The sequence below is a fragment of the Cylindrospermum stagnale PCC 7417 genome (assembly GCF_000317535.1).
GTDB lineage: Bacteria > Cyanobacteriota > Cyanobacteriia > Cyanobacteriales > Nostocaceae > Cylindrospermum > Cylindrospermum stagnale.
On sequence record NC_019757.1, the window covers coordinates 4,733,552 to 4,758,160 of the forward strand.

The window sequence follows — 24,609 nt, forward strand, 5'->3', positions numbered from 1 at the left end:
AAATATTGAGCCATAAATTTTTCGTAGAGTACAGGTTGGCTCTTTCCACCTCTAATAGTTATCAGGGCAATTGTTTTATTCCAGAGAGACAGGGTAAACGTTCCTTTTTCCCGTCTGTTGTGGCTATATGGACGATCGCACTAATCACCCGTTCTAAGTCTTCGTCTGCCAGATTAGAACCAGAAGGTAAGCAAAGACCGTGTGTAAATAAATCTTCTGCTACTGCACCGCCAATACAATCACATTCAGCAAACACAGGCTGGAGGTGCAAAGGCTTCCACACAGGACGAGTTTCAATTTGCTGTTCGGCAAGTGCAAGGCGGACTTGTTCGCGATTTGCACCAAAAGCCTCAGGATCAATTGTTAAGCAGGTTAACCAGCGAGTAGCACGCCCAAAGCTAGCTTCGGGCATAAATTCTATTCCTGGCAGATTTCCCAAAGCTCGTTGATAAATCTCAAAGTTGCGTCTTCTAGCTGTTACTCGCTCATTCAAAACACGCAACTGACCGCGACCAATGCCGGCTAAAACGTTACTGAGACGATAATTATAGCCAATTTCTGAGTGTTGGTAATGAGGAGCCAAATCACGTGCCTGGGTTGCCAAGAAACGTGCTTTTGCGACTAATTGTGGATCGTCGGCGACCAACATCCCCCCGCCAGAGGTAGTAATAATTTTATTGCCATTGAAGGAATAAATGCCAATGCGCCCAAAAGTTCCCGGAGAATGCCCTTTATAGGTAGCGCCTAAAGCTTCAGCAGCATCTTCAATTAAGGGAAGATCATATTGATTGCAAACTTTGAGAATTGGCTCGATATCTGCACTTTGACCATATAGATGCACAAGCACAACCGCTTTAGGCAATTTGCCAATCCGGGCCCGGTTCTCTAGCGCTAACCGCAACAGTTCAGGATTCATGTTCCAAGAAGTGCGATCGCAATCAATAAATACTGGTGTCGCTCCTAGATAAGTAATGGGATTGGCGGTAGCCACAAAGGTCAAGGTAGAGCAAAAAACCTCATCCCCAGGCTCAACCCCAACTAATCGCAAGGCCAAATGCAGCGCTGCTGTGCCAGAACTTACAGCCGCAGCATAACCAGCCCCAGTTACTTGACAAAATTCTTGCTCAAAAGCATCGACATGGGGGCCCACAGGAGCGATCCAGTTAGTGTCAAATGCTTCTTTGACAAATTCTAATTCGCGATCGCCTATATGTGGAGTCGAGAGCAAAATTGGTTTAAACATGATTCTTTTCAGTAATTTGGATTATCTAACAAGGCTGTAATAATTCAAAATTTTGTCTTTAAAAAATTCGGCGCTCGCTTGTCATTTAACAGTTTGTAATTTTTGAGCTTGTCGAAAAAAATATTTATTATTTTTTGAAATAACCTTGTTTTAACAATTTTATAAAATAAAAGATATATTAAAGCATTTATATCTGATAAAAAATATCTGATATTCGTATTAGACAAACTATATTCTAAAGAGCCATTTAAAGCATCTTTAATGAACCTGTGGAATTTAGCATAGTACTTTTCTTGATATAAAATATACTCAAAGCTGATACCATTTGACAATAAATATAGAAGATAGGGAAAATTTACACTGACTGAGAGAGAACCCATCAGAGATTGCCAAAATCTTGGATTAATTTCAATAATATTAATTTCTTCAGTTTTGGAATTATATCTCAGGTCTAGATTAGCAACCCCACTCCATTTGAGTGCATTCATGGTTTTTGTAACTATATCAATCACAGCAGAGTCATGGACAAACTTTAATTTATCAATTTTGGGAGCAAAACCTTCTGTTAATCCTAATTGCTGCTGTATTGTGTAAGCAAGAACTTGCCCATCCTGACAAAGAACGCTACAACCCATATCGTAGCCATGTATATATTCCTGAACAATATATACCTCGCTAGGATGATTAAGGATAACCTGAAAAATTTCTGGTGCTAAAGTGTCAAACTTCTGTATATTTTCTCCACCAGATCCATCTATTGGTTTGATTAATACAGGCCAATTAATTTTGCTAATTTGCTCAATTTCTTTAAGTAAATATGTTTCTGGCGTTGGAATGTTATTCTTTTTCAGAAAGATGTGTAACTTCCACTTATCAAAAGCTGTATCCAAGGCATCATTACTTGGTAATGCTATTACTTTACAAAAGGTTGATAACTTTTTTCTAAATTTGGCAACAAACTTGAAGCCATCTTCCGAAGCAGGAAGAATAATATCTATTTCTTTATTTTCTATTATCTGAACTACCTCATCTAAATATTCTACTGAATTCATCAGATTTTCTGAAAAAAATAACTGATCAATATATGCCGAATACTTATAAAAAACCAGCCATTCTTTTTCATTAGATTCTTGGTTCGCAGAGACAATCACGTTTATTTTAAATTTACTATTAGCTTCTTTTAAACATCGTATGACATAGTAAGCAAGAGGATTGTTGCAGGAATCAGGAATTAAAATAGCTGGTTGTTTAGTTTTCATTAGCTATAATTTTGGAGATTTAGAAAATTTATCAAGCTTAATTTTTTGGACAACATATCTCATGCTATTTAAGATGAACGATAAGCGGGGAAAAAGTTTGAGTGCAGTAATTGTGCCGCCGTTTTACCTAAAAGTTTCGCTTTTAATTCCACCAAATAATGATATTTATCCTCATCAATTATCAATTGTGAGGTCAAAAATTTATGATTCATCTGAGAGAAACCCGCTTTAAAAACAAACAAACTATCCTCAGTTGAGCCACCAACTCCACCCCCCAAGTGCAAAAATTTGTTCCCTCGTTCCTGCGCCCAATATCGTGCATGGTCGGTTTCTAGACTACTCGGTGATAGGTGAACAAATTGGTTTCTTGTTCCACCAAGTGTGCTTTGCACAATTCCACAACATTCTGTATACAAACCAGCACAGGCTACCTGATTTTCATATTGAACAATGCATAGATGAATATTTAAACCTAACAAATCATTCATATGAGTAAAATATTCAGAATTAAAGGTGTAATATCCTGTCGTAGCATTGACACGTTGCATTGTTTCTTCATAGATTGCAATAAATTCATCCAAATAATCTTGGAATGGAACCATCTTTGCAATCATTCCGAGACGTTTACACTTGTTAATTGTGCTACGATGACCCTTTCTGGTATGGCTCCATAGGTTAGGAAGCGTCAAATCAACTGAAACCGTTTCTCCTGTTAGTTTAAAGCTTCCAGTTTTAAATACTTCCGTGAAACTATCATTAAGAATTGGATGCAAACGAAAGAAAGCAGAGCATATACCCCTAGAAAAAAATTCTTGCTTCATTGCATCTAGAGCAGCATTTGGAAATTCTGGTGCGTTAATAGCTGCTTTACTGAGTAAAATTCCCGGATAACCATAGGGGGAAATAACATCAAAAACATCTGCTAACTGTAGTTCCTCAAAGAGGATATCATTACATTTCCTGAGCAAATAAGGTACAAAAAACTTTTTTTCACCTTCAGTTATTAAAATAGCTTCAGGGATAGTATCAGTTCTTTTAGACTCTAAATAGACATACTCAGGTAAATGATAAAAATCATGAGGAATTTCTTGCAGTGTTTGGAACCACAAATCGTTTGTTAATTCAAGTATTTGTACTTGTAAATTCATGCTATTTTCCCGATTTCCTTAGCTATATCTGACTATCTGTTATCTATCTTCTGCCGACCACAAAACAGGAAATATTTCCAGATCGCTGTAATCAGGATCGCCGTTGGGCAATTTGTGACATATAGAATCAAGAAAATGATGAATGCGTTTGCCTTGGGGATTCCAAAAAACTTGATAGCAGTTGTCATCATCTTGGAGATGTACAGCTATTGCTAAACGAAATGAATCACTGTAGTTATGATAGCTGCCATGAATTGTTTTACAGTGATGAAAACTAATTTGCCCTTTTTTTAAAGTCATAGGTACTTCGACAATTCTCTGTCCTATTTGGGAAAATTTCTGTTCTATTTCTTTGAGATTTTGCTGGTTAAAGCAGCGCAAATGTTCATTGCCAGACCATTTGTGGCTACCATCAATAACAACTAGCGGCGCTCTAGACTTGTCACAATCATGGAAAGGAATCCAGGCAGCTAGGAGCTTATTAGAAGTGCAAGTAGAGCAGTAAGCATGATCTGTATGCCAACCAACAACTCCTTTGCCATCCTCACCATGCGGAGCTTTATAAACTAACTGGTCTTCAAATAGCCGAATACTTTTACTCCTAGTTAGCCTAGCAGCAATTGCTCCAATAATTGGCTGAAGTGCAAACTGTCGTAAGACATTATTTTGCAAAGAAACAAATTCGTTATTGCGAATAGCATCCCCGTCTCCCGGCTTCCAGTTGCTATAACCAGTACTATAAGGAAGTTTTACATCTCGCTCACCACGATAAAACTTTTCACTAGCTAAAATAGCTGCATCAATCATCTCGTCAGGAATAACTTTTTTGGAGATATACCAACCATGCTCTTCGTAAAAAGTAACATCTTTATCAGTAGGCAACAGTGCTATTTGTTCTTGATTCAGACGTGGAGTGTAAAGGTTTACCATCTTACTTTCTCTGTTGTTTAGTTGTATTTAACTCTGCTTACTTTTTAAGTATTCCTATGAATTCTTCCGCTGTAGCATAGCCTTCTTGATTAATTCCTTCTTGTTTCAATACTTTAAAAAACGTCAGAAAAATAATTTTTAAATCCAGCCATAAACTCCAATTGTCAACATACCAAACATCTAGTTTAAATTTTTCTTCCCATCCCAAAGAATTGCGACCGTTTATTTGAGTCAAACCTGTGATACCTGGTTTTACTTCATGGCGTCTTGCTTGTTCAGGGGTGTAGCGGTTGAGATAAGTTACTAATAAAGGGCGAGGTCCAACGAAACTCATGTCATCTTTAAGAACATTCCACAGTTGAGGAAGTTCGTCTAAACTTGTTTTACGGAGAAATTCACCTAAAGACGTGAGTCGTTTTTCATCAGGGAGAAGATTGCCTTTGCTATCACGTTTATCCGTCATAGTGCGAAACTTATAAAACTTAAAAATATGAGCATTTTTACCAGGGCGAGATTGAGTGAAAATAACTGGACTACCCATGCAGAAATAAATAGCGATCGCCACACCTAGTAGTAGAGGAGAAAGAGCAACTAAGGCAATTGCTGCCACAACTTTATCTAATACTGACTTGATGAATATACTAGATTTTTTCATAAATACACCCTTTGTTCAAAGCAACAAAAAAAACGTAAATACAACGAAATTCTATTCAGTAAAATCAGACATTAATAACTACATGTCTGAACATTTAATTACTGGGAAAATCTCAGTTTGTGAAAATACAAAAAAGTTATAGACAAGTGATAATTCTTGGACTTGTCCAATGTTTTTTTGAGTGGTGAATTATTAATAAAATAACCTAGATTAATCAAAAAATATCGCCAATTTGGCACTATATATTTATATGCTTTTTGATTAAAAATAAAAAAGATTACCCCAGTATCTTAATTAGATGGGGTAATAGTATTAGTGATGAAAATATGAAGAAATCTTTGTAGATTTTTGGTCAAGACAAGCTATCTGTCTATTGCAGATTTAGCTGTGTTAATGACTTCTTGCCATTATCCTTAAAATCATTGAAACACTAAACATCTTGTAGATGTAGCCTCAGCATACAAAGCTTCGTGTAGCTTGATAATGTGGCGTAGGTCATAATCGACCATCTGTTCCCGCCCACGCTTTCCCATCATTTTAGCTTCTTGGGGATGATATAGTATCCAGTCCATTGCCCCTGCAAGTGCCTCTACATCACCCACTTTCAGGAGAAGACCACAACCGTCCGCTAGCAAGTCCCTAGTTCCCCTAATTTCTGTGCCAATTACAGGAGTTTCCAGGGACATAGACTCCATGATACTCCTAGGAAGTCCCTCTTGTTGAGAAGCAAGCACAGTAGCTACCGCCACACGCATTAAAGTCGGAATATCCTGCCGATTCCCCAAAAATCGAACCTGATGTTGCACTCCCAGTTGGGACGCTAACTGCTGCATTTCTTGCATCAGCGGTCCATCCCCAGCAAAAGCCAAGCAGACTTCAGACCGAGCTAAGTGAGCAAATGCCTTTAAAATATCTTGAGGTCGCTTACGGGGAATTAACTCTGCTACTGATAACAATAGTGGAGTTCCCAGTGCTAAACCCAATTCCTGACGCACCCGCTCAACTTCTGCTTTTGAAATAGCATCAGGGTGATAAAAGTCTAAATCCACCCCAATTCCCGGCATATAGCGGATACGTTTAGGTAAAATCAGCCTATAGCGTTTCGCTGCTTCCTCATCATCACGATTAATCACTACTAAATAGTCATTCCAATACCCTGCCAACTTCTCCATTGCCAAGAACAAAGCATTTTTTAATGGTTGGCCACCAGAATGGAAGTGAAAACCGTGAGCAGTATAGATTACTTTAGTATTAAGCTGCTTTCTTAAATCCTTAAGGGCGTATCGGGTCACAAAAGCAGCAACTGGCGTGTGGACATGAACTATATTATATTTCTCTCGCTGCACCACCTCTTGGATAATCTGCGGAGCAACTACTAGATTGCGTGGGTCTAGGGGGTTGCGTGACCACTTTACATCCCAAACGCGATCAAACTCCTGCACACAATCTATACAAGTTGAAACGCCACAAGCCATTGCATCCACACGCCAACCTTGAGCATGAAAGTGGCGGGCAAAAGGCAGGAGAAAGCCGCGTAAAGTATCAGGAATCGTAGCTACCATTAAAATTTTGTTCATTTTTGACTTCAAAACATTTTTGTGTTGTCTTTAACAACTCTGCTAAACCTTCACAAATACTTGTAGTTGGCGACCATTCCAAAGCCGTAAGTGCTGTGTTATCAGCAAGACTCTGACGGATATTCCCAAGGCGCAATTCCTTGTGGATGGGTTGCAAATTTTTACCTGTCAAACTAAGCTTTTCGCAATCACAAGCCACCTTGAAGTTTGGTCTTGATGGGTAGTAATTATCAACAGGCTATTCATTGTGTAGAAATTCTCTCTATCTCTTCTCCCATCTGCCGCCGTGCTAATTCCAGCGCTTGTGGATCTCGCGTCCAATCCTTCCAGTCACGACCAACCTTTCTACTTACTTCCAGCGCCCAATCTCCGCGTCCCAGTTCTTTAAGTATCTGTATGTACTCATAGTCTTCCACTCCGTCCCTTAGCCATTTCAACCTCATGGATGGAACGACTCCTTCAATGCCTACCTGTTGACCGGGGTAGACTAACATTCCTTCTCCAGGGTAATGATTACCATCTTGAAACAAAGTTTCCACATTGTTCCAAGGGTCATCTGTCCAAAAATCAACCCGCCAGTATAAAGCCCCCGTTAGTCCCAGACTTTGATTGATAAAACCATGGGGAATCCTAAAGTTGATTGGCTCAAAATCTACCTGCCATTTAGGGGAATAATCATCTGGTACTAAGGCAGTATAAAACCAAACTTTACCTTTATTTTTCAGCACATCGGAAACGCTGCTGCCAGCCTGATAATACATCGGTGGCGATACTACCCAAACATCTACACCAGGACTGCCAGCAAAAAAATTATGATCATAAAGTTCAGATACTGGAGTCATCACAACCAGATTTGCCACTCCAGCCTGTTTAACATTACGCAGCCATTGTTTAATTGCTTGGTTAAGATTCTGACAATTATCTATTTCGTCTACTGAATACACATACAGAAATAGGTCTGATTGATGTTTGGCAGCAGAGGCTTTGATTTCTTCAACAGAAGGAGCTAGATTCATCCGACAAGTACGGTTGTTTGCTCCACTCCAAAAAGGTAGCCTGACCGAACTTAACCCCCATTTATCAATCAGTTCGCGCTCATCCGCTGGATTGATATTTCCTACTGGCATTATTTTGTGTTTGAGAAGCTCCACAAAGGTACTTTTACTTCTTGCTTCCCAGACCAAAAAAGAAGACTTTAACGACGGTTTAAGCGGTAATTCAAAATTCCAAACCTTTAGAGAAATTTCACCTGTGAAATTGCCTTGGTTGCTTCCAACAGTGAATGTACCTTTGTATAACCCTGGTTTAGCATTGTTGGGGACAAACACATCTACCCAAATTGGCTGGTTACTTCCAGCATCAAGTTTAAACGGCACTGCGTCTAACTTAGCCCCGGAAAGCTCCGCTTTTGTTTCGGGATTAACAAATGGAATCAGCCCATCAGCATACCATCCAGGTTGTAACGGCGGGTTGGAACTTCTGTTTTCTTTTGGGCTGGAATTAACGACACGAACGTAATGTTCTCTGTAGAGGGTAATATTTGATTTGGGAATTACCTGATTGTTTAATCCAGACAAATCTGAGACAGATACATTTACATTTGTCAGACCACCTTGGAGTGATTTTATTCCTATCTGAAACGATTCATATTCTCCACGGGCTGCGTAAAGTTTGACGCTGCTAGAAGAACCGGGATTCTGACTTTGTGCTATCCTTTCCAAACTTTGGGCTACCCAGATGGCTGGACCATTTGAGGAGGATTGTTTTGCTACTCCCAAAGCGCATGAAAAAGTTGCTAAGGCAAGCACCGTCCAGATGATAATTTGTGAAGTTAATTTAAATCCTTGCATACAAAGACTTTATCCACTGCCATTCTTGTGTTAAACCTTCCTTGAGAGAAACTTGTGGCTTATATCCCAATATTTTCTGCGCCTTAGACACATCAGCGGCGGTGTGACGTGCGTCTCCCATCGCTTTTTCAATGTGGTTTCTTGTGATGGGTTTGCCAATAATTTCTTCCATTGTGTTTAAAACTTCTGTTAACACCACTCTGCTACCACCGCCAATGTTGAAGATTTCACCCACTGCTTCAGGAACGGTGGCGGCTGCTAAATTGGCCGCGACAGCATCCTTAATAAAGGTAAAGTCCCGAGTTTGCAGTCCATCACCGTAAATGAGAATCGCCTCATCCTGCAAAACAGATTTGAAAAATTTATGAAATGCCATATCTGGTCGCTGTCTGGGACCATAAACGGTGAAATAGCGTAACGCCACAAACGGCACACCAAAGTTTTTATAATACAGTCCACACAATCGTTCAGCGGCTAGCTTGGTAATGCCATAAGGTGAAATCGGTTTAGGACATATCTGTTCGTAGGTGGGTAATGTTTCGGCATCACCATAGACGCTAGAGGTAGAGGCAAAGACTAGCCTTTTTAGATGTTTGGCATCCTTTGCTGCTTCCAACAAAACTTGCGTAGCGTTAATATTACGTTCAGTATAGGCGCAGAAACCTTGACCCCAACTTGCTCTTACTCCTGCTTGTGCCGCCTGATGATAAATCACATCAACATCTTTTAGCAATGTCTGCCAGTCTAGAAATCGAATATCTGCCTCAATTAATTTAAAGTTGGGTGACGAGTGCAAGTATGCAATATTTTTGCGCTTCAAAAAAGGGTCGTAGTAATCATTAAATTCATCAACCCCGATTACTTCTTCTCCTTGTTTCAATAAAGTTTCTACCAAGTGAGAACCAATAAATCCTGCGGCTCCGGTTACGATATATTTAGCCATTAGCCATAATTCCTGGTTAATTTTTTGGGATCTATCACACCCTTATGCAAAGTAGAGTCTAAAGTTCATAAAAATTCTTCACTTCAGCACAAGGGCATTAAAAGTTTTCAAGCTGTTAGTTTTTAAGTTGATCTGAAGGATCAATAAAAACAGATTTGCTGAGATTAAATATCAAAATCTAATACCTCGATTCAGAGAATTTGGATTAGTTGTTGCTTATTTACTTGCCAAAATTTTGATGACTTGGGATTCCGAGGTAAATAGTAGAAAATTTTAACCTATCCAGCCGTAATACAGAGGCTTTTATCCTTAGCAATCTCGCCTCAAATGCTCCCACACGCCCTTGACAATCCCACAGAGCAAAGGCAAACATGCCTTTAAGCTGATGTCCTTCTGGTGAAAGGTCTATAATCGCCAGTTGTCTTATATTTTTTGCTGAGTAGACTTTCATGCAAATTCTCAAATTTATCTACCACAGACTCTAAAGAAAAACATTCAATAACTCTGGCTCTTGCTGCTTTCCCTAAAGCTTTTCTTTCCTCTTCACCCATCATAATCAACTCTTTCCAAGCATTAGCCAATGCCTCTGGATTCCGTGGAGGCACAATTTTACCTGTATTGCCAACAGCCCAGCTAGTATCACCAACATCTGTCATCACACAAGGTACGCAACAGGACATTGCTTCTCCGGCAATCATAGGAAATGCTTCTCCATAGGCAGAAGAAGAACAAGCAATGTCTAAAGCAGCAGTAATGATAGGTATATCACTACGCTCTCCTAGTAAGTTAATATGAGAAATTTTTAGCTTTTGAAGCAATTGCTGTAAAACTTTATTATTATTATCAACATTTTGTCCAACTAAAATAAAATGAATATCCGGATAGTGTTTTTGCAACAATCTAGCCGCTTGCAGAAAATTATGATGGTCTTTCATTGGATGGAAGCGGCAGATAAGTCCAATCAAAAAAGCATCTGAAGGTAGACCAATCTCGAAGCGAAATCTTAATCTGGCTTCATCTGAAGGTTTAAATATTGAAGTATCGAAACCATTGGGAATTACACAAGAATTTTCAGAGCAATATCCCAAAGATTCATGTTCTGCTTTACTATTTTGAGATACATAAACAACTTGATTGGTATATTTAGAAATGACCCTACCAAATTTAATAATAGCCTGACTCATCCTTTTCTCAGAAGATAATCCATTAATTGAATGGTGAATATTCCAAATAACAGGAACTTTCTGGAAGGACAAAATATTCGCTATCCATGCTGCTATATTGGCATGATACATCCACCCTTGAATTAAATCAGGCTTATGCTGATTTATGGTTTTAATCAATCGCCAAACCACCGCAGGTGTGGGAAATTCTCCTGGTTTCATACCAATTGTATAGACGGGAATACCTAATGATTCTATTCGTTCACCCAACACATCACGATCCATAAGCGAAATCACAAGCGGGTTAAAAATGTCTCGATTAGTTTTAGATAAGAGATTATAAAGCATCATTTCAGCCCCAGCTTTGCTGAGTCCAGTGATAACATGAGCTATAACGAATCTTTTGTTCATGACTATATCTCTATTAACTTATTCAATCCTAATTCGTATTATTTAATGTTATATGCTCAATATTTTTAAGCAATATAATTGGGTGGTTTCCACCAGATTTCTTACACTAAAATACTCAAGTATTTTTCTTCTTGCCTCTTCTTGTAAAACAAGTTTTTCTGGAAGAGATAAAGCGATTAACTGTCTACATCCTGCCGCTAAAGCCTCTGGATTTTGAGGTGGTACAACTATGCCTGTATCACCAACAATCCAAGCAGAATCTCCTACATTCGTAACCACACAAGTTACACTACAAGCCATTGCTTCACCAATCACATTCCCAAAGCCTTCCCCAAAAGCAGAAGCAGACACAGCAAGATCCAGAGCATTGTATACTGCACACATATCTTCATGTGCTCCCGCCCAGATAACTTTCTCTGAGAGACCCAGTTCTTCAGTTAGTTGATACAGTTGTTGAATATAGCTCTTGTCAGGTCCAGTACCCACACAGACAAAGCGCACATTTTGGTACTCTTTGCAGAGTAATGCTGCCGTCTGGAGGAAGTTGGGATGATCTTTTTGAGGGTATAATCTCCCTACCAACCCAATCAAAATCTCTTGCTCTGAAATTCCCCATTTAGCTCTGACTTTTCTACCAGCTTCTCGGTCAGGCTGAAAACGTTCGGTATTAATGCCATTGGAAATTACGACCATCTTTTCAGCAGGAAATCCACTACTCACATAATCTTCTTTACCTGCATGAGAATTGATAATTATTAAGTCAACAAGATAGGATAAAAGGTTCTCTAATTTCCCAATTATATTCCCCAGCCAATCAAAAGCATCTCCAGGAGATTGGGATATACGTATTCCCCAAATTATCCTAATTGATGGTAAAAATGGCTTTAAAAATATAGCCACTAGATTTGATTCTCCCATATATGTATGCAGCAAATCAGGCTCTATCTCTTTCAAAGACCGAATAAGACGTGAAAAAAAGCCGAGTATATCCCAACGTCCTCGTTTTTCTAAAGAAATAACATTAATGCTAGTATCTTTTAGATCCTTTACTAAGGGACCACCACCATAAAAGTGTAAAAGTGTTATTTCAAACTTTTTTTTATCTAACTCTTTTACTAGCGTCACTAATTGTCTTTGAGCACCGCCATATTCTAGGTCACGAATGAGGAAGACAATCTTTTTTTTCATATTTAAACAATAGGTACTTAAATTCAATAAATTTCGCACTGTAGTCAAGCTATTTTGGTTCATTTTTAACTGTTGTATTGGTATATCTGTCACAAAATAAATGATTACCTTTTTAGATAACATTTTATTGTAAAGTAACTGGCATAAATGGCATTTCAAATTTCATATTTATAGTAAAAAATATGTATGCCTAAAATATCTATCGCCTGACTTATTAATGTTTTTGAACTGGCTTATTTTGAAAAATTGACACAATTTTTAAGCTAAAATTTAGTCATCTATCAACTAACAGATCCAGATATTTAGAAACTGATTCCTCACGAGAAAAATGCATTGCCCGTTGTACTAAAATATCCCGATTCACCGAAGTCTCCAGTATTTGTAACATAGCTCTAGACAGACTCTCTGCATCCCCCATTGGTACCAAAGATCCATACTTGCCATCTTCTAATATTTCTTTTGGACCGCTAGGGCAATCTGTAGCAATTACAGGACAACCACAAGCCATAGCTTCAATCAATACAGTTGGCAAACCTTCCCAGCGGGATGATAGTACAAAAGCGCTAGCATTACTCATATATGCATAGGGATTTTCTACAAAACCAGGGAGAGAAACATCTTTAGTGATACCTAATGCATTGATTGTTGCCTCTAATTCAGTCCTTAACTCTCCTTCCCCTAAAATTACTAAACGAGCTACAACCTGTTTTCTTAAAATTGCAAAAGCTTTGATTAGAGTTAAAAAATCCTTTTGTTCTGTCAATCGTCCCACAGCCAAAAAAACAAGAGGAGATCCTTTTTGAAACCAGGGATGAACTAAAGGAGCTTTGGCTTTGGCAATTAACTCGTTATCGATAACTGGATTGTAGATCAAACTGACCTTTTCTTTTCCAAAACCGAATAGAATTTCTAGGTCATCTACGACACCTTGAGAAACTCCCACAATAGCTTCTACATGCGGATATAGCCATTTCATGAACGGTGGAAGGAACTTAGCCCTTGTTAAATTAGATTTAAAGGCTGATAAATTATTGTGTTCCACTACTATCAATGGAGTATTCGTGCGAGCTAAATCTCTTGCTAACAATGCCACTACGTTTGCATGAGATATGTGTGATATGAGTCCTCGTGGTTTGTTTTGTCTCAAATATTGAGACAAAGGCAATATAGCCTTTAGCACTCGTCCTGATTTCAGGTCAAATAAACGTACTTGCTTTGGCATTTGGCTTAAATAAAGTCCTGTTGCACTCACCAAAACTAGATCCAAAGGGATATCTCGTTCTAGCATACCTTTGAGTAAATTAATTACTACTCGTTCTGCACCACCACCAGCGAGAGTGGGAATAAAAAAAGCGATAGGTTGTCTATTCATAGGTTAAACTCTTAATTCCTATATGTTTTCATCATCAGCCTGCGGTAATTACTTCATCGATTACTGCTTCCCACATAGCCATATTAATGCCATTAAAAATTACGACTATTCAGCAGAAGATCCATAAGTAACATAATTTTATTCGCTGCACAAACGTTGATATTTCTTAAGTCGGCAATATAGGATAAAAGGCTTTTTTATCATATATTATTCCTTGGACAAATATGATTTAAATAGCTAGATTTGGACATGATACCTGTTAGAGCAAATAACATTAAATTCTGACGATCTAAAAGAACTGTGTGGCTAAATATTGACCATATTAAAATAAAAACCCCAAACATAAAGCTGATTTTTTTAGATTCTCCATAGGCATTTTTAGTTACTGATATAATTAATAAAGGTAGAATCATTATTCCTAAAATTCCATGTTCAACCATAAAATATAAATACATATTATGTGGCAGTATTTCTCCCCACTCATGCACATAACCAATTCCATTTCCAAACAAAGGTTTTGCCATAATTTTTTCCCAAGCAAAACCAATTATATCCACACGAGATGTATCATCGGAAGCATCAGAGCTAGGATTAGAAAAAATGGAAAGTCTTGTTTCTAAATCCTTATTTAATAGACCCGAATTTGAAGCTTGATTTTCAACAAAAGATGCAAAATTATAACTATTAATAGCCATGATTAATCCAAATGTAATAAAATAAATAATTGCCTTTTTAGATAACATTTTATTGTAAATCAACAGCAAAATTAAAATTAAGATACAAAGAGTTGCTCCTCGCGAAAACGTTATAATTACACCAAAAATTACTATCAAAATAAATGGTAATCTATACTTTTGTGGTACTAAATCAATTGAAAAAATCATGCTTGGAATTAATGCACAGGCTGCTTTATTAGCGTCTACATAAAATCCTGCTGGACGACCGGATGGATTTAATGTCATAAAAGTCTGCCATACCCCTGGATTTAATACTTCATAAACATAAGTATAAATGTTCCAGAATATAGTACAAAATAATGCCCATTTTACACATAATTGAACCAAGTTTTTTCCAGCAAAAATTAATAGTGCTATCAATAAAAATATTACTGCTAATATTCGATCACTTAATTCCTGTTGGACAACCTCATTATAATGACTAGAAAATAAATAATAAATTATAGTTAATAATGAATATAACCCTAGCCATTGAAATGTTGATTTAGGGACATACTTAATATTCTTAGACATAAAGCCAGGAAGTAATGGTATGGCTAATAGCCCATAAGCTATTACCATTTCATAAGGACGAGGTGTAATTCCTAAACCGAATAAATGATTATCCGCTTCTGTGTAGAAAAATAGCACAAATAGCACGGATAAAAGACACTGATAATACAAAAGTAAATTGTTATTTGACGATGATTTTACTTTTACTGTCATAAAATAATTTAGATATTTCCTGTTGATTACTGAGAATTAGCAATTAATTATGGTTCTAGTATTCCCCGTTTTCTCCGGCATTTAAATCAAGAATTTATAAATTTAAAACCTTAAAACGCAATCTTCATCAAGAACATAAACTATAATGCCGTTTTCTTTATTATTCGATTCCATAATAGGTATAGCGATACTAAATTAGATGTGTGCCTCTTGCAGAGGATCTGCGCTAACGCGGAGCAAACGTTAAAAAAATACTGCTGTAATGACTCCGGCACGCTACGCGGACACAACTCAAATAGGATTGCTATAGATCCTTAATTATTATTACTTAATACCTTTTTGAATAATGCTTCCCACATTGAAATAACATTTTCCAAACTGAATCTTTCAGTTACTTCTGGTGCACGAATTGCTAAACGTTGCCGCTCTTTTTCATTAGACATTAAATGATCCATTGCCGTAGCTAATGCTGATATATCTTCATTGGGTACTAAGATACCATCTAGATTGTGACGAATAATTTCCCTTGGACCACTATGACAATCTGTAGCAATAACTGGTAGACCACAAGCCATAGCTTCACCATGAGCCATAGGAAAACCCTCTCGGCGCGAAGCCATAACAAATAGCTTGGCTTTCTTTAAGATAGGAAATGGATTTTTAATAGCTCCGGGTAAAATTACTTGCTTAGTTAAACCTAAATCTTCTTTCATTTTTTCCAGTTTCTCTTGCTGCTGGATATTCCCTTTTCCTAAAATTAACAACTGCCAAGTCGGATGCCGATCAGCAATTTTTGCAAATGCCGATAACAAAATATCAAAACCCTTTTGTTCACTTAGCCTACCCATACTAATAACCCATTTTTTATTGATGTCAAAACCTTTAGGTAAATCGGTTATTATTTCTTGATCTTCTACCCGTAAAAATGGATTGTATATTACTGTTTTTTTGTTTATTGCTAACCAGTCAAATGCGTCATTAACTCCTCTGCTAACGCTGACAATTTTAGCTGCATAAGGATAGGTAAAACGTCGTAACCAGTCCCAAATTTTTCCACAAGCAATAAACCGTGGATCGTTATGTTCAGTGGCAATTATAGGATACTTCGTTGCAATTAGAGATAGTAATGTCAAAACATTAGCTTCAGTTAAAAACGAGATAACTATATCAGGGTCTGTAGAGCAAATGGCGTGCCTCAATTTTAACAATCTGTAGAAATTATTTCCTAAAGCATTAAGCAGGTTTGGAGAGGTTCTCATCATTCCTAAAGCTAATCTATAGGTACCCTTTGGTAAGCTGTAAAAATCAGTTTCTGTTGTCGATAGCGTCACCACTTTAACTTCATGTCCTTGGTCTCCAAATGCTTTGGCGAGCAAAACTAAAACTCGTTCTGCACCGCCATGTCCAAAATGTGAAATTACTAATGTTATTTTCATGACTGTAATTTAAGATAGGTTAGACAGATTTACTTTCTTGATTCAGTTCAATTTGTTTCAAATACTTGAAAGCAAAGAATAATAAAAAACAAAATGATGTCAAGTATACACAACTAGTGGACAACGCAATTCCTTTAATACCTAGAAAATGCATAAAAAATAAATTTGCAGTAATATTGACTATTAAATTTAATCCAGAACCCCACATTAAAATGTGATTTTTTTGCAGAGAAATAATTAATTTAACTATAAAAACTGCGGAAACATAAAAAGGAATTTGCAACGCGTAAAGATTTTGAATTTGAGCAACTATTTGAGTATCACTAGCTGTAAAAGAACCTCTTTGTAATAGAAGTCGGGTAATTGGTTCAGAAAACGTAATCAAGACTCCTGTTAGTGGCACAGTCACTAAAAATATTAATTGCAGATAATGTTTAAGTGTATGACGTATACCGGCCCAATCATTATTAGTTACCATTTTGGAGAAATAGGGAACCACTACAGTATTCAATGCTGTAGTAATTAAAAATATCGGTAAAGTAACAAGCCTATCACTGTAGCTTAGTGCTGCTACACTTCCAGGGGATAACATTGCTGCCATCGATTTATCCACTAGACCAGCGCTACACATCAAAAAAGACCCGGCAACTGTGGGCATATACTGGCTGATAACCTGAAGCAGGTGAGGATTAAAACCATACCATTTTGGACGTATAGAAATTCCTTGGTGTTTTAGTCCTGCTGCTAAAACTGCGATTTCTACTACTGCACCACAGATTAATCCTGCAACTAAGGTAGAACTTCCATAAGACTCAAACCCTAAGAGGAATATGATGGTAATTCCTGATGTCACCATTGGGGTGATAGCTGCTAGTGCAAAATGCTCTCCTGCATTCAAGACAGCACTAAAGATGACGGTAATTCCATTGAGCGAAATAATAGGCGCGATCACATATAACAGATGAAACGTCAGTTCTAATTTTTGCTGATCGAAGCCTGTAGCAATTAGCGGTAGATAAAATGGCGCGGTAACCAGCATGAGTATGGTGGTAATGACCAGTAGTCCCAATGCCCAAATTGTCACTCCAGAAAAAAGCCTTTGACTTGCTTTTTTCCCTTCTTGCTCTTGTACCTGAATATACTTGGGTATGAGGATCGCATGAAAAGAGCCGGCTACTACATTAATAATAAAAGAAGGAACCAGCAAGGCAATTAAAAATGCATCAATGTTATCGCCAGTTCCAAACTTCCAGGCAACGATTAATTCTTTAATAACACCAGCACTTTTGACAAATAATGTTAATGAACCAACTATGATAGATGCACCCAATATTTGGCGATTGACGGAGCCTTGAGTTAAATATTTCCATATTTTACTAATTTTTTGTAATAGCATTTTTTTCTTTATAGCTGGCTGGTGATTTTAGTTAATTGCTAGCTTGTAAAGCTTCAAAAAATATGAAATGGTGATTATGTGAAATCCTTCCAATGTTAACATTTTTATGTTTTAACCTCTTTCAAATAAATGGCATGCCAACTATTTATTTTACTGCCATATTATTTTGTAAGTATTTAGGGCTATATCCTATCACTAATTGTTCCATCAAAAATAGGATAGTATTAACATCATTTTTTGTTGCCGCTTTACATAAGACTTCTACATTAATAGCTAAATTTTCAGGAATAATCCGACTGGCATTTTTGACAATGAACAGTTTTTTATGTTGGGTTTGTTCGTATTCCTCTCCTTCGATAAACAATTCTTCAAATAACTTTTCTCCAGGTCTTAACCCTGTAAATACAATGTCAATGTCTTTGTTTACTTCATAGCCCGAAAGATGAATGAGTTCTTTTGCTAAGTCCACAATTTTCACAGGTTCACCCATATTCATCATTAATACTTCACCACCATGACCAATTACCGCAGCTTGTAAAACAAGTTGAACTGCTTCCGGGATAGTCATAAAATAACGGGTGATATTGGGATGGGTAACTGTGACAGGTCCACCAGATGCAATTTGTTTTTTGAAAGTGGGAACCACACTACCTCGACTGCCTAAAACATTGCCAAAACGCACAGCGACGTAATGATTTCCACTTTGTTTGGCGGCTTGTAACACCAACATTTCTGCAACTCTCTTACTAGCACCCATAACATTGGTGGGATTAACAGCCTTGTCTGTGGAAATCATCACAAAATGTTTAACATTATATTGCAGAGCTAGGTCTATTAAATTTTTTGTTCCTATCACATTGTTAGTGATTGCTTCTGCTGGATTTAATTCCATTAAAGGGACGTGCTTGTGAGCTGCTGCGTGGAAAATAACATCTGGTTGAAATTGCTCAAAAGCGTGTTCTAATCGGGACTGAAAGCGAATATCAGCAATGAATGTAGAAATACGGGGAGTATTTCGTTGTCCTTTATTATCAGTTTTCAATACGTGGGCAAGTTGTTCTAATTCTTGTTGGATATTGAATACAGAATTTTCTCCATGTCCTATCAGGATAATTTCAGCGGGACTACATTGAAAAATTTGCCGGCAAAGTTCACTCCCAATTGATCCGCCTGAACCTGTAATTAGTACTTTCTTGCCTAGGAGAAATTGGAAAACTCGCTCAATATTAGTCTGTACAGGTTCACGTCGGAGTAAATCCTCAATTCTTACATCTCGAATGCTATCTACTCGCACAGGATTATTGAGGATTTCATGTATTCCTGGTAAGGTACTAGTCTGTGTTCCAGTTACTTTGCAAATATCTACAGTTTCTCGAATTATTTTTCCGGCAACCATAGGCATGGCAATGATAACTTTATGGATTTGGAAAGATTTCACAATATCAGGAATTTGGTAGCGATCTCCTACTACAGGAATTCCCCGAATGTGTGCGTTTAATTTTTGAGGATCGTCGTCAATAAAAGCAACAGCATGAAAACCTAGTTGGGGATTTCTTTGCATATCTTGCACAAGAGAAACTCCCGCACTACCAGCACCAATAATCAGCACCCGCTCCCGTGGACTAAATACTGCTTTTTGTTGAATGACTCTTTCTACAACCCGAAAACTAAAACGCAGCCCCCCAATGAAAATACATGACAGAAACCCATCAATCAATGGTAGTGATTGTGGCAGAGTATTAACAGAAAAGTTTGGTATGTAATGAATAGCTTCAAATAGCATTATTTGGATGAATACCGCACTCACCATCAATATGGCTATATATGTCAGTTCCTCAATACTGGCATAACGCCAGTAACGCCGATAAAATCCACAACTCCCAAATACAATTAGTTTGACTACTAAAAACAAAATTGTGGCGATCGCTAGTTCTGATATATCTGCATGTAGATAGAGATTTCCATCTAAATGCAAAAGTAGAGCTAATAATGGAGTGATAAAAAAAACAATGATATCAAAAAGAAACAAATGCCTGTTTCTCATCTTCAGCAATTTACTCAGTATACTGTTAATCGATTTTTGAACGATTCCTTGAGAAATAAAAGATAAGGAATTCATACCTGCAAAGACCTCCAGGGCAAGCTACAGAATTATCTCAATTGCGTAGAAAAATTCAATTTCAGACAATATTCAATATCATCAATTTCATCAAAAAAAGGTTTTGGCACGGTTGAATTGCCCTATTAAATGATCACATACTGGGAATTTCAACAGGCGGCAAGCATTTTGTTTAATTGACCTTAGACTTTACTGAAACTTAACCAAATAGCACAGCGGTTTTCCGATGAATAGACTACAGTGGTCAAATACGGTTTGGTGAACCAAAACTCTCAATTTCTGGAATCTTAAAAGGTTGATTATTACGTTATCTTGTTGTGAATAATGTTAATTACCAACCTGATCTGCATCGTATTGACAGTGGGTAAAACAGCTACAAGCAGGATTGGACAATATGTGCAATAATCGGCGTTTAGACGGAGAATAACACGATTCAAAAAGAAGATACACCAATATGCTTAAAGTTGCCTCTAACCCATTTAAATCAAGAAAAGGTGGCTCACCAATTTCAAGCTCTTGTGATGTCTACGGTTAAGACGAATTTGTACATAGCTGCTTACCAAGTTCCATTAGGCTGCTCAACTCCTCACTTGATAAATACAATACAAGGAAGTATTGAGCTGAGTCACTAGCAGTTTCTACCAACTTAATTACAAGATTAAGAAAACTCGATTGCTAAATTCAGTAAGTAGCATTTCCGAAAAAGACATAAACAGCAGACATAGTAAAAATAGTTACCATATCTACTGCCTCCTTTGCTTGTGGAATTTAGGACTGACGCACTGTACAAATTGCCCCTCGTTCCAGGCTTTTTCAGTGGTTTTTGGGTGCGTCCCCTGACGCATTCTACCCTTACTGTGCCTTAGGGAAGGTACTGTCTTGGCTCACATCTCTTCCTAAGAAAAATTTTTATAATTTAATCACTCACTATTAATTTTAAAACCCTTATATTTATACTCAATATTTTATATTTCCAAAATTTTATTTACCCCCGATTAGAAATCAGGGGGTTCTTGCTTCCACGAGGCTGCTTCCTTTGACAGGACGTATCCAGCCCATATATAAAGACCAGCTTTTTTAATGCCCGACTAAACCTTTGCTTCCAAAGACTTGAGCAACTCAGTATTCACACCCGATTCACGAGTGAGAGCAATTTTGCCAGTGCGGGCGATTTCCCTGAGTCCAAATTTTTGCAACACTTGCACGATCGCCACCATCTTCCCTGGATCGCCGACAACTTCTAGAGTCAGAGAATCTTCCGCCACGTCTACGACTCGCGCCCGGAAAATTTGAGACAGTTCGATCACTTCTGAGCGATTGCTGCTGGTAGCATTCACCTTCAAAAGCATCAATTCTCTCTCTACGCAAGGAATTTCGGTAATGTCTTGTACTTTGAGGACGTTAACGAGTTTGTATAGTTGCTTGGTGAGTTGCTCGATTACGCGATCGTCTCCAGGTACAACCATTGTAATTCGGGAAACTCCTCCCTGTTCAGCTGGGCCAACAGCAAGGCTTTCAATATTAAAGCCGCGACGGGCAAATAAACTAGAAATGCGGGATAGAACCCCCGCTTCATCTTCTACGAGCACTGAAAGTGTATGTTTCATCTTCGCCGACACAGGCTAGGGAGCATTTAACGCAGACCAGAATTTAGGGCTACGCTAGACGTACTACCACACTAAATTTAAAATTGTAGGTCTAAACTCCTATTTTAAACTCAATAGAGGCACTCATTACATCTTAAGATAGAAGTTGTGTAGAGATTATACCGCTAGTAGGACTCTTGCTTGGTACATATCTTTATAGCGGTAGATGCTACTTTTTTACCAAGCTTTTATACTTCCGTCTCAAGAACCTTTATTCGGAGAAACTTTATTATGGGTTGGTTACAAAGACTTTTTGGATTGGAAAAACCGGAAAATGCCCAAGTAAATCCGACGCCACAGCCGGTGCCACAAGCTCCTACTGCCACCGCGACTGCAACGCAAGCAATTCCCCCAGAGCGTCTTGGATTGAATGGAGAGTATGACCAGAGTGGGTTGGCAAAACGAGTGGCATTGGCCTTTGATCAAGATCCCCAACTTGATGATGTTAATACCCTCTGGGTTGCTCAGACTGGAAGCACTGTAGTCTTAAAAGGCAAAGTTCCTAGTCAGGCTATTCTCAACAAGATGACTTCTGTCGCCCGGTCAGTAAATGGCACTACAGACGTTGACTCTACCCAAGTCTCAATTGGCTAGGTGCTGTCACTTTTAACGTAAACTACTGGCGATTGCTTAATAAACGGCGCGAATCGCGATCGCCTACTGTTCTCTCAAGCCAAGCCAAAATCGCCTGGTTGACCTGTTCTGGCGACTCATCATGAGGACAGTGTCCCACATCTTCTAGATTGAGCAGTTCTAATTTCTCGTTGCACAAAGCAAACTGGCTAGCCAATACAGGGGGTACAAATCGGTCTTTTTGCCCCCAAATTAAGAGCATAGGAATTGTTAAGTTTGGTAAAACTAACTTGACACTGGGACTGAAGTTGATGCCAATTGTAGCTTTGAAGAGGGCAGCAAAAGCACGGGCAGAACCCCGGTCTTGGGGAGGCCCAGCTAAAATGTCTATGAGTTCATCGGTGATCGCCTCTGGGTTAGCGTAGGCCAAACTAGCCCAGCGACGCAGCACACCAGGCCGGCGCACTAAGTGAAACACAGGTTTTAGTATCAGCCTCGAAGCGACAATATTTTTAATAGCCCTAACAATGGGTTGGAGGACAACGGGGATCGCCTCTTGTTCCAGTGCAGGATCAGGCAAACTCATCATCACGATGCCTTGCACCATGTCGGGATGAGCGGCGGCAGCGGCTAAGGAAATCAGCGAACCATTGGAATTGCCTACCAATACCACTGGTTGGCGGATGAATGCCTTCCAAAAGTCGTAAACCTGCTCTACCCAGAGTCCGATGCTGTAATTAACTGGGGCTTTTTCCGAAGCGCCAAAACCCAGCATATCCAGGGCGTAGACTGTGTGGTGTTCGCCCAAAACCTCTAAATTATGTCGCCAATGACCAATGGAAGCGCCAAACCCATGTAGCAGAATTATGGGGGTGTTTTTTTGCTGATTTTGTCCAGGACGAATGTAGGTGTAGCGGGTTTGCCAACCCCGCCAAACCCAGTCCCTTTGATTACCAACCCGTTGCTGCCAATGTATTGCGGTGGTCACACTTAAGATGCTCCATAAAACTTAATCAATGCGCTTAAATATGAGAATTTCCCAGTTCACTGTTTTATTCAAGACTATCGACGTCATTTTCTCTATAGATGTTTTTGCCAGAAACTAGAAGCCCTACTAATTCCAATAATAAGTGCCTAATTGCAAATTTTTAGTGCTAATGTTGGTGAAGTTGTGGCTATTGTCTGCCTGTAAAATACAGCTACCGCAGTTTTTAACCGTAAATCTATTTATAGGTTTTGTGTAAATATATTATACTTATTTTAAGTATAATTACATAATACGGCTCTGTATATGTACTCTGGCTATTCTGGGGATATGCTGCCATCTTTAACCGTCAATGTATTGACAAAAAATTGTCACAATAGTTAACATTGCTCGAAGTTGTGTAATTTAGATTAACTATTGCAGAGAAATTCTCTCAGAGTGAGTAAAATGACAAAAATAACGACGCAACTAATGTATGGATTAGCTAACCTAGAACTAGAGACTCATTGCTCACATATGAGTTATTTGAATATTTTGCCTCTGAGGCATACCAATCAAGACCAAGCCAAATCCTTAACTAAGAGCTCCCACAAATCATAATGCCTGTGATTGAGAAAAAACGAACTCGCGATCTGCCCCAAATTAATGAACGGATTCGCTTCCCGAAAATTCGGGTTATTGACACTGATGGCGCCCAACTGGGAATTATGCCGCCGCAGGAAGCACTACAACTAGCAGAAGAAAAAGAACTAGATCTGGTGCTACTCAGTGACAAAGCTGACCCACCGGTTTGCCGGATCATGGACTATGGGAAATACAAGTTTGAGCAGGAAAAAAAGGCGCGGGAAGCCCGGAAGAAGCAGCACACGGCTGACGTAAAGGAAGTGAAGATGCGCTACAAGATAGAAGAACACGACTATAACGTGCGTGTTAAGCAAGCAGAGCGCTTTCTGAAAGATGGCGATAAAGTCAAAGCTACTGTGATGTTCCGGGGTCGAGAAATTCAACACAGTGATTTAGCAGAAGATTTGCTCAAGCGGATGGCAACTGATTTGGAGCCATTTGGTGAAGTGCAGCAAGCGCCGAAAAAAGAAGGACGCAACATGATGATGCTCCTCTCACCCAAAAAGTAATCCTTTGAGTGTTCTACAGACGTAGAATAACTCAACCTCAAAATAGACCATTGACTCCAAGGTCGTGGAAATTTATCTAAAACCGATAGTCCTGAGCGCTGAGTGGGAAACATAATACTCAGATACTCAGGACTTTTGCC

Annotated in this window: 20 protein-coding genes; 2 read left to right on the top strand and 18 right to left on the bottom strand. The window is 38.5% G+C overall.

The window, feature by feature from the left end; translation table 11 throughout:
* Window positions 1-61 precede the first annotated feature (61 nt).
* The 17 genes from CYLST_RS19845 to ilvN all read right to left on the bottom strand — a co-directional run bounded on the left by CYLST_RS19845 (window position 62) and on the right by ilvN (window position 21,739).
* Entirely contained in the window at window positions 62-1,243 is a 1,182-nt protein-coding gene (locus CYLST_RS19845) for a DegT/DnrJ/EryC1/StrS family aminotransferase (RefSeq protein ID WP_015209524.1), read from the bottom strand.
* A 44-nt stretch (window positions 1,244-1,287) separates the two neighbouring features.
* Complete coding sequence (locus tag CYLST_RS19850; protein ID WP_015209525.1) at window positions 1,288-2,502, bottom strand: ATP-grasp domain-containing protein; 1,215 nt, start codon at window positions 2,500-2,502, stop codon at window positions 1,288-1,290.
* 68 nt (window positions 2,503-2,570) lie between these two features.
* Window positions 2,571-3,650 (bottom strand): hypothetical protein, encoded by a 1,080-nt coding sequence (locus CYLST_RS19855; RefSeq protein ID WP_015209526.1) that lies wholly within the window; start codon window positions 3,648-3,650, stop codon window positions 2,571-2,573.
* 39 nt (window positions 3,651-3,689) lie between these two features.
* Complete coding sequence (locus tag CYLST_RS19860) at window positions 3,690-4,580, bottom strand: phytanoyl-CoA dioxygenase family protein (protein WP_015209527.1); 891 nt, start codon at window positions 4,578-4,580, stop codon at window positions 3,690-3,692.
* Between the two features lie 37 nt (window positions 4,581-4,617).
* Window positions 4,618-5,235, bottom strand: a complete 618-nt coding sequence (locus tag CYLST_RS19865) for a sugar transferase (RefSeq protein WP_015209528.1) — start codon at window positions 5,233-5,235, stop codon at window positions 4,618-4,620.
* Between the two features lie 419 nt (window positions 5,236-5,654).
* The gene (locus CYLST_RS19870) at window positions 5,655-6,812 is read right to left on the bottom strand and encodes a glycosyltransferase family 4 protein (protein ID WP_015209529.1); all 1,158 of its coding nucleotides are present in this window, start codon (window positions 6,810-6,812) and stop codon (window positions 5,655-5,657) included.
* Window positions 6,778-6,984 carry a hypothetical protein gene (locus tag CYLST_RS19875; RefSeq protein WP_157162612.1) on the bottom strand — a complete coding sequence of 69 codons (207 nt, stop codon included), beginning with the start codon at window positions 6,982-6,984 and terminating at the stop codon, window positions 6,778-6,780. Before CYLST_RS19875 ends, CYLST_RS19870 begins: the two co-directional genes overlap by 35 nt.
* A gap of 70 nt (window positions 6,985-7,054) precedes the next feature.
* Window positions 7,055-8,662, bottom strand: a complete 1,608-nt coding sequence (locus CYLST_RS19880; RefSeq protein WP_015209530.1) for a DUF4091 domain-containing protein — start codon at window positions 8,660-8,662, stop codon at window positions 7,055-7,057.
* Window positions 8,649-9,605, bottom strand: a complete 957-nt coding sequence (locus CYLST_RS19885) for an NAD-dependent epimerase/dehydratase family protein (RefSeq protein WP_015209531.1) — start codon at window positions 9,603-9,605, stop codon at window positions 8,649-8,651. The genes CYLST_RS19880 and CYLST_RS19885 overlap by 14 nt, the downstream gene beginning before the upstream one ends.
* 377 nt (window positions 9,606-9,982) lie before the next feature.
* Window positions 9,983-11,179, bottom strand: coding sequence for a glycosyltransferase family 4 protein (locus CYLST_RS19890; RefSeq protein ID WP_015209532.1), 1,197 nt, complete (start codon window positions 11,177-11,179; stop codon window positions 9,983-9,985).
* A 48-nt stretch (window positions 11,180-11,227) separates the two neighbouring features.
* Window positions 11,228-12,490 carry a glycosyltransferase gene (locus tag CYLST_RS19895; protein ID WP_015209533.1) on the bottom strand — a complete coding sequence of 421 codons (1,263 nt, stop codon included), beginning with the start codon at window positions 12,488-12,490 and terminating at the stop codon, window positions 11,228-11,230.
* A 151-nt stretch (window positions 12,491-12,641) separates the two neighbouring features.
* Entirely contained in the window at window positions 12,642-13,739 is a 1,098-nt protein-coding gene (locus CYLST_RS19900; protein WP_015209534.1) for a glycosyltransferase, read from the bottom strand.
* 200 nt (window positions 13,740-13,939) lie between these two features.
* A complete protein-coding gene (locus CYLST_RS19905; RefSeq protein ID WP_015209535.1) occupies window positions 13,940-15,181 on the bottom strand; it encodes an O-antigen ligase family protein in 1,242 nt (413 codons plus the stop codon).
* Between the two features lie 314 nt (window positions 15,182-15,495).
* Window positions 15,496-16,617: a glycosyltransferase family 4 protein gene (locus tag CYLST_RS19910; protein ID WP_015209536.1), complete on the bottom strand. Its 1,122-nt coding sequence runs from the start codon at window positions 16,615-16,617 to the stop codon at window positions 15,496-15,498.
* Window positions 16,618-16,636: 19 nt separating this feature from the next.
* The gene (murJ, locus tag CYLST_RS19915) at window positions 16,637-18,013 is read right to left on the bottom strand and encodes a murein biosynthesis integral membrane protein MurJ (protein ID WP_015209537.1); all 1,377 of its coding nucleotides are present in this window, start codon (window positions 18,011-18,013) and stop codon (window positions 16,637-16,639) included.
* Window positions 18,014-18,158: 145 nt separating this feature from the next.
* The gene (locus CYLST_RS19920; protein ID WP_015209538.1) at window positions 18,159-20,132 is read right to left on the bottom strand and encodes a polysaccharide biosynthesis protein; all 1,974 of its coding nucleotides are present in this window, start codon (window positions 20,130-20,132) and stop codon (window positions 18,159-18,161) included.
* 1,088 nt (window positions 20,133-21,220) lie between these two features.
* Window positions 21,221-21,739, bottom strand: coding sequence for an acetolactate synthase small subunit (ilvN, locus tag CYLST_RS19925; RefSeq protein WP_015209539.1), 519 nt, complete (start codon window positions 21,737-21,739; stop codon window positions 21,221-21,223).
* Window positions 21,740-22,009: 270 nt separating this feature from the next.
* Between ilvN and CYLST_RS19930 the strand changes: the two genes are divergently transcribed.
* Window positions 22,010-22,372 carry a BON domain-containing protein gene (locus CYLST_RS19930; protein ID WP_015209540.1) on the top strand — a complete coding sequence of 121 codons (363 nt, stop codon included), beginning with the start codon at window positions 22,010-22,012 and terminating at the stop codon, window positions 22,370-22,372.
* 22 nt (window positions 22,373-22,394) lie between these two features.
* On the opposite strand, the gene CYLST_RS19935 is transcribed toward CYLST_RS19930, so the two are convergent.
* Window positions 22,395-23,339 (bottom strand): alpha/beta fold hydrolase, encoded by a 945-nt coding sequence (locus tag CYLST_RS19935; protein ID WP_015209541.1) that lies wholly within the window; start codon window positions 23,337-23,339, stop codon window positions 22,395-22,397.
* 596 nt (window positions 23,340-23,935) lie between these two features.
* Between CYLST_RS19935 and infC the strand changes: the two genes are divergently transcribed.
* The gene (infC, locus tag CYLST_RS19940; RefSeq protein WP_015209542.1) at window positions 23,936-24,469 is read left to right on the top strand and encodes a translation initiation factor IF-3; all 534 of its coding nucleotides are present in this window, start codon (window positions 23,936-23,938) and stop codon (window positions 24,467-24,469) included.
* Window positions 24,470-24,609 lie beyond the last annotated feature (140 nt).

Excerpts from the sequence above, each read along its gene's own strand:
- CYLST_RS19845 (WP_015209524.1), bottom strand. The coding sequence starts at position 1,243 with ATGTTTAAACCAATTTTGCTCTCGACTCCACATATAGGCGATCGCGAA.
- CYLST_RS19850 (WP_015209525.1), bottom strand. The coding sequence starts at position 2,502 with ATGAAAACTAAACAACCAGCTATTTTAATTCCTGATTCCTGCAACAAT.
- CYLST_RS19855 (WP_015209526.1), bottom strand. The coding sequence starts at position 3,650 with ATGAATTTACAAGTACAAATACTTGAATTAACAAACGATTTGTGGTTC.
- CYLST_RS19860 (WP_015209527.1), bottom strand. The coding sequence starts at position 4,580 with ATGGTAAACCTTTACACTCCACGTCTGAATCAAGAACAAATAGCACTG.
- CYLST_RS19865 (WP_015209528.1), bottom strand. The coding sequence starts at position 5,235 with ATGAAAAAATCTAGTATATTCATCAAGTCAGTATTAGATAAAGTTGTG.
- CYLST_RS19870 (WP_015209529.1), bottom strand. The coding sequence starts at position 6,812 with ATGAACAAAATTTTAATGGTAGCTACGATTCCTGATACTTTACGCGGC.
- CYLST_RS19880 (WP_015209530.1), bottom strand. The coding sequence starts at position 8,662 with ATGCAAGGATTTAAATTAACTTCACAAATTATCATCTGGACGGTGCTT.
- CYLST_RS19885 (WP_015209531.1), bottom strand. The coding sequence starts at position 9,605 with ATGGCTAAATATATCGTAACCGGAGCCGCAGGATTTATTGGTTCTCAC.
- CYLST_RS19890 (WP_015209532.1), bottom strand. The coding sequence starts at position 11,179 with ATGAACAAAAGATTCGTTATAGCTCATGTTATCACTGGACTCAGCAAA.
- CYLST_RS19895 (WP_015209533.1), bottom strand. The coding sequence starts at position 12,490 with ATGTTATCTAAAAAGGTAATCATTTATTTTGTGACAGATATACCAATA.
- CYLST_RS19900 (WP_015209534.1), bottom strand. The coding sequence starts at position 13,739 with ATGAATAGACAACCTATCGCTTTTTTTATTCCCACTCTCGCTGGTGGT.
- CYLST_RS19905 (WP_015209535.1), bottom strand. The coding sequence starts at position 15,181 with ATGACAGTAAAAGTAAAATCATCGTCAAATAACAATTTACTTTTGTAT.
- CYLST_RS19910 (WP_015209536.1), bottom strand. The coding sequence starts at position 16,617 with ATGAAAATAACATTAGTAATTTCACATTTTGGACATGGCGGTGCAGAA.
- murJ (WP_015209537.1), bottom strand. The coding sequence starts at position 18,013 with ATGCTATTACAAAAAATTAGTAAAATATGGAAATATTTAACTCAAGGC.
- CYLST_RS19920 (WP_015209538.1), bottom strand. The coding sequence starts at position 20,132 with ATGAATTCCTTATCTTTTATTTCTCAAGGAATCGTTCAAAAATCGATT.
- ilvN (WP_015209539.1), bottom strand. The coding sequence starts at position 21,739 with ATGAAACATACACTTTCAGTGCTCGTAGAAGATGAAGCGGGGGTTCTA.
- CYLST_RS19930 (WP_015209540.1), top strand. The coding sequence starts at position 22,010 with ATGGGTTGGTTACAAAGACTTTTTGGATTGGAAAAACCGGAAAATGCC.
- infC (WP_015209542.1), top strand. The coding sequence starts at position 23,936 with ATGCCTGTGATTGAGAAAAAACGAACTCGCGATCTGCCCCAAATTAAT.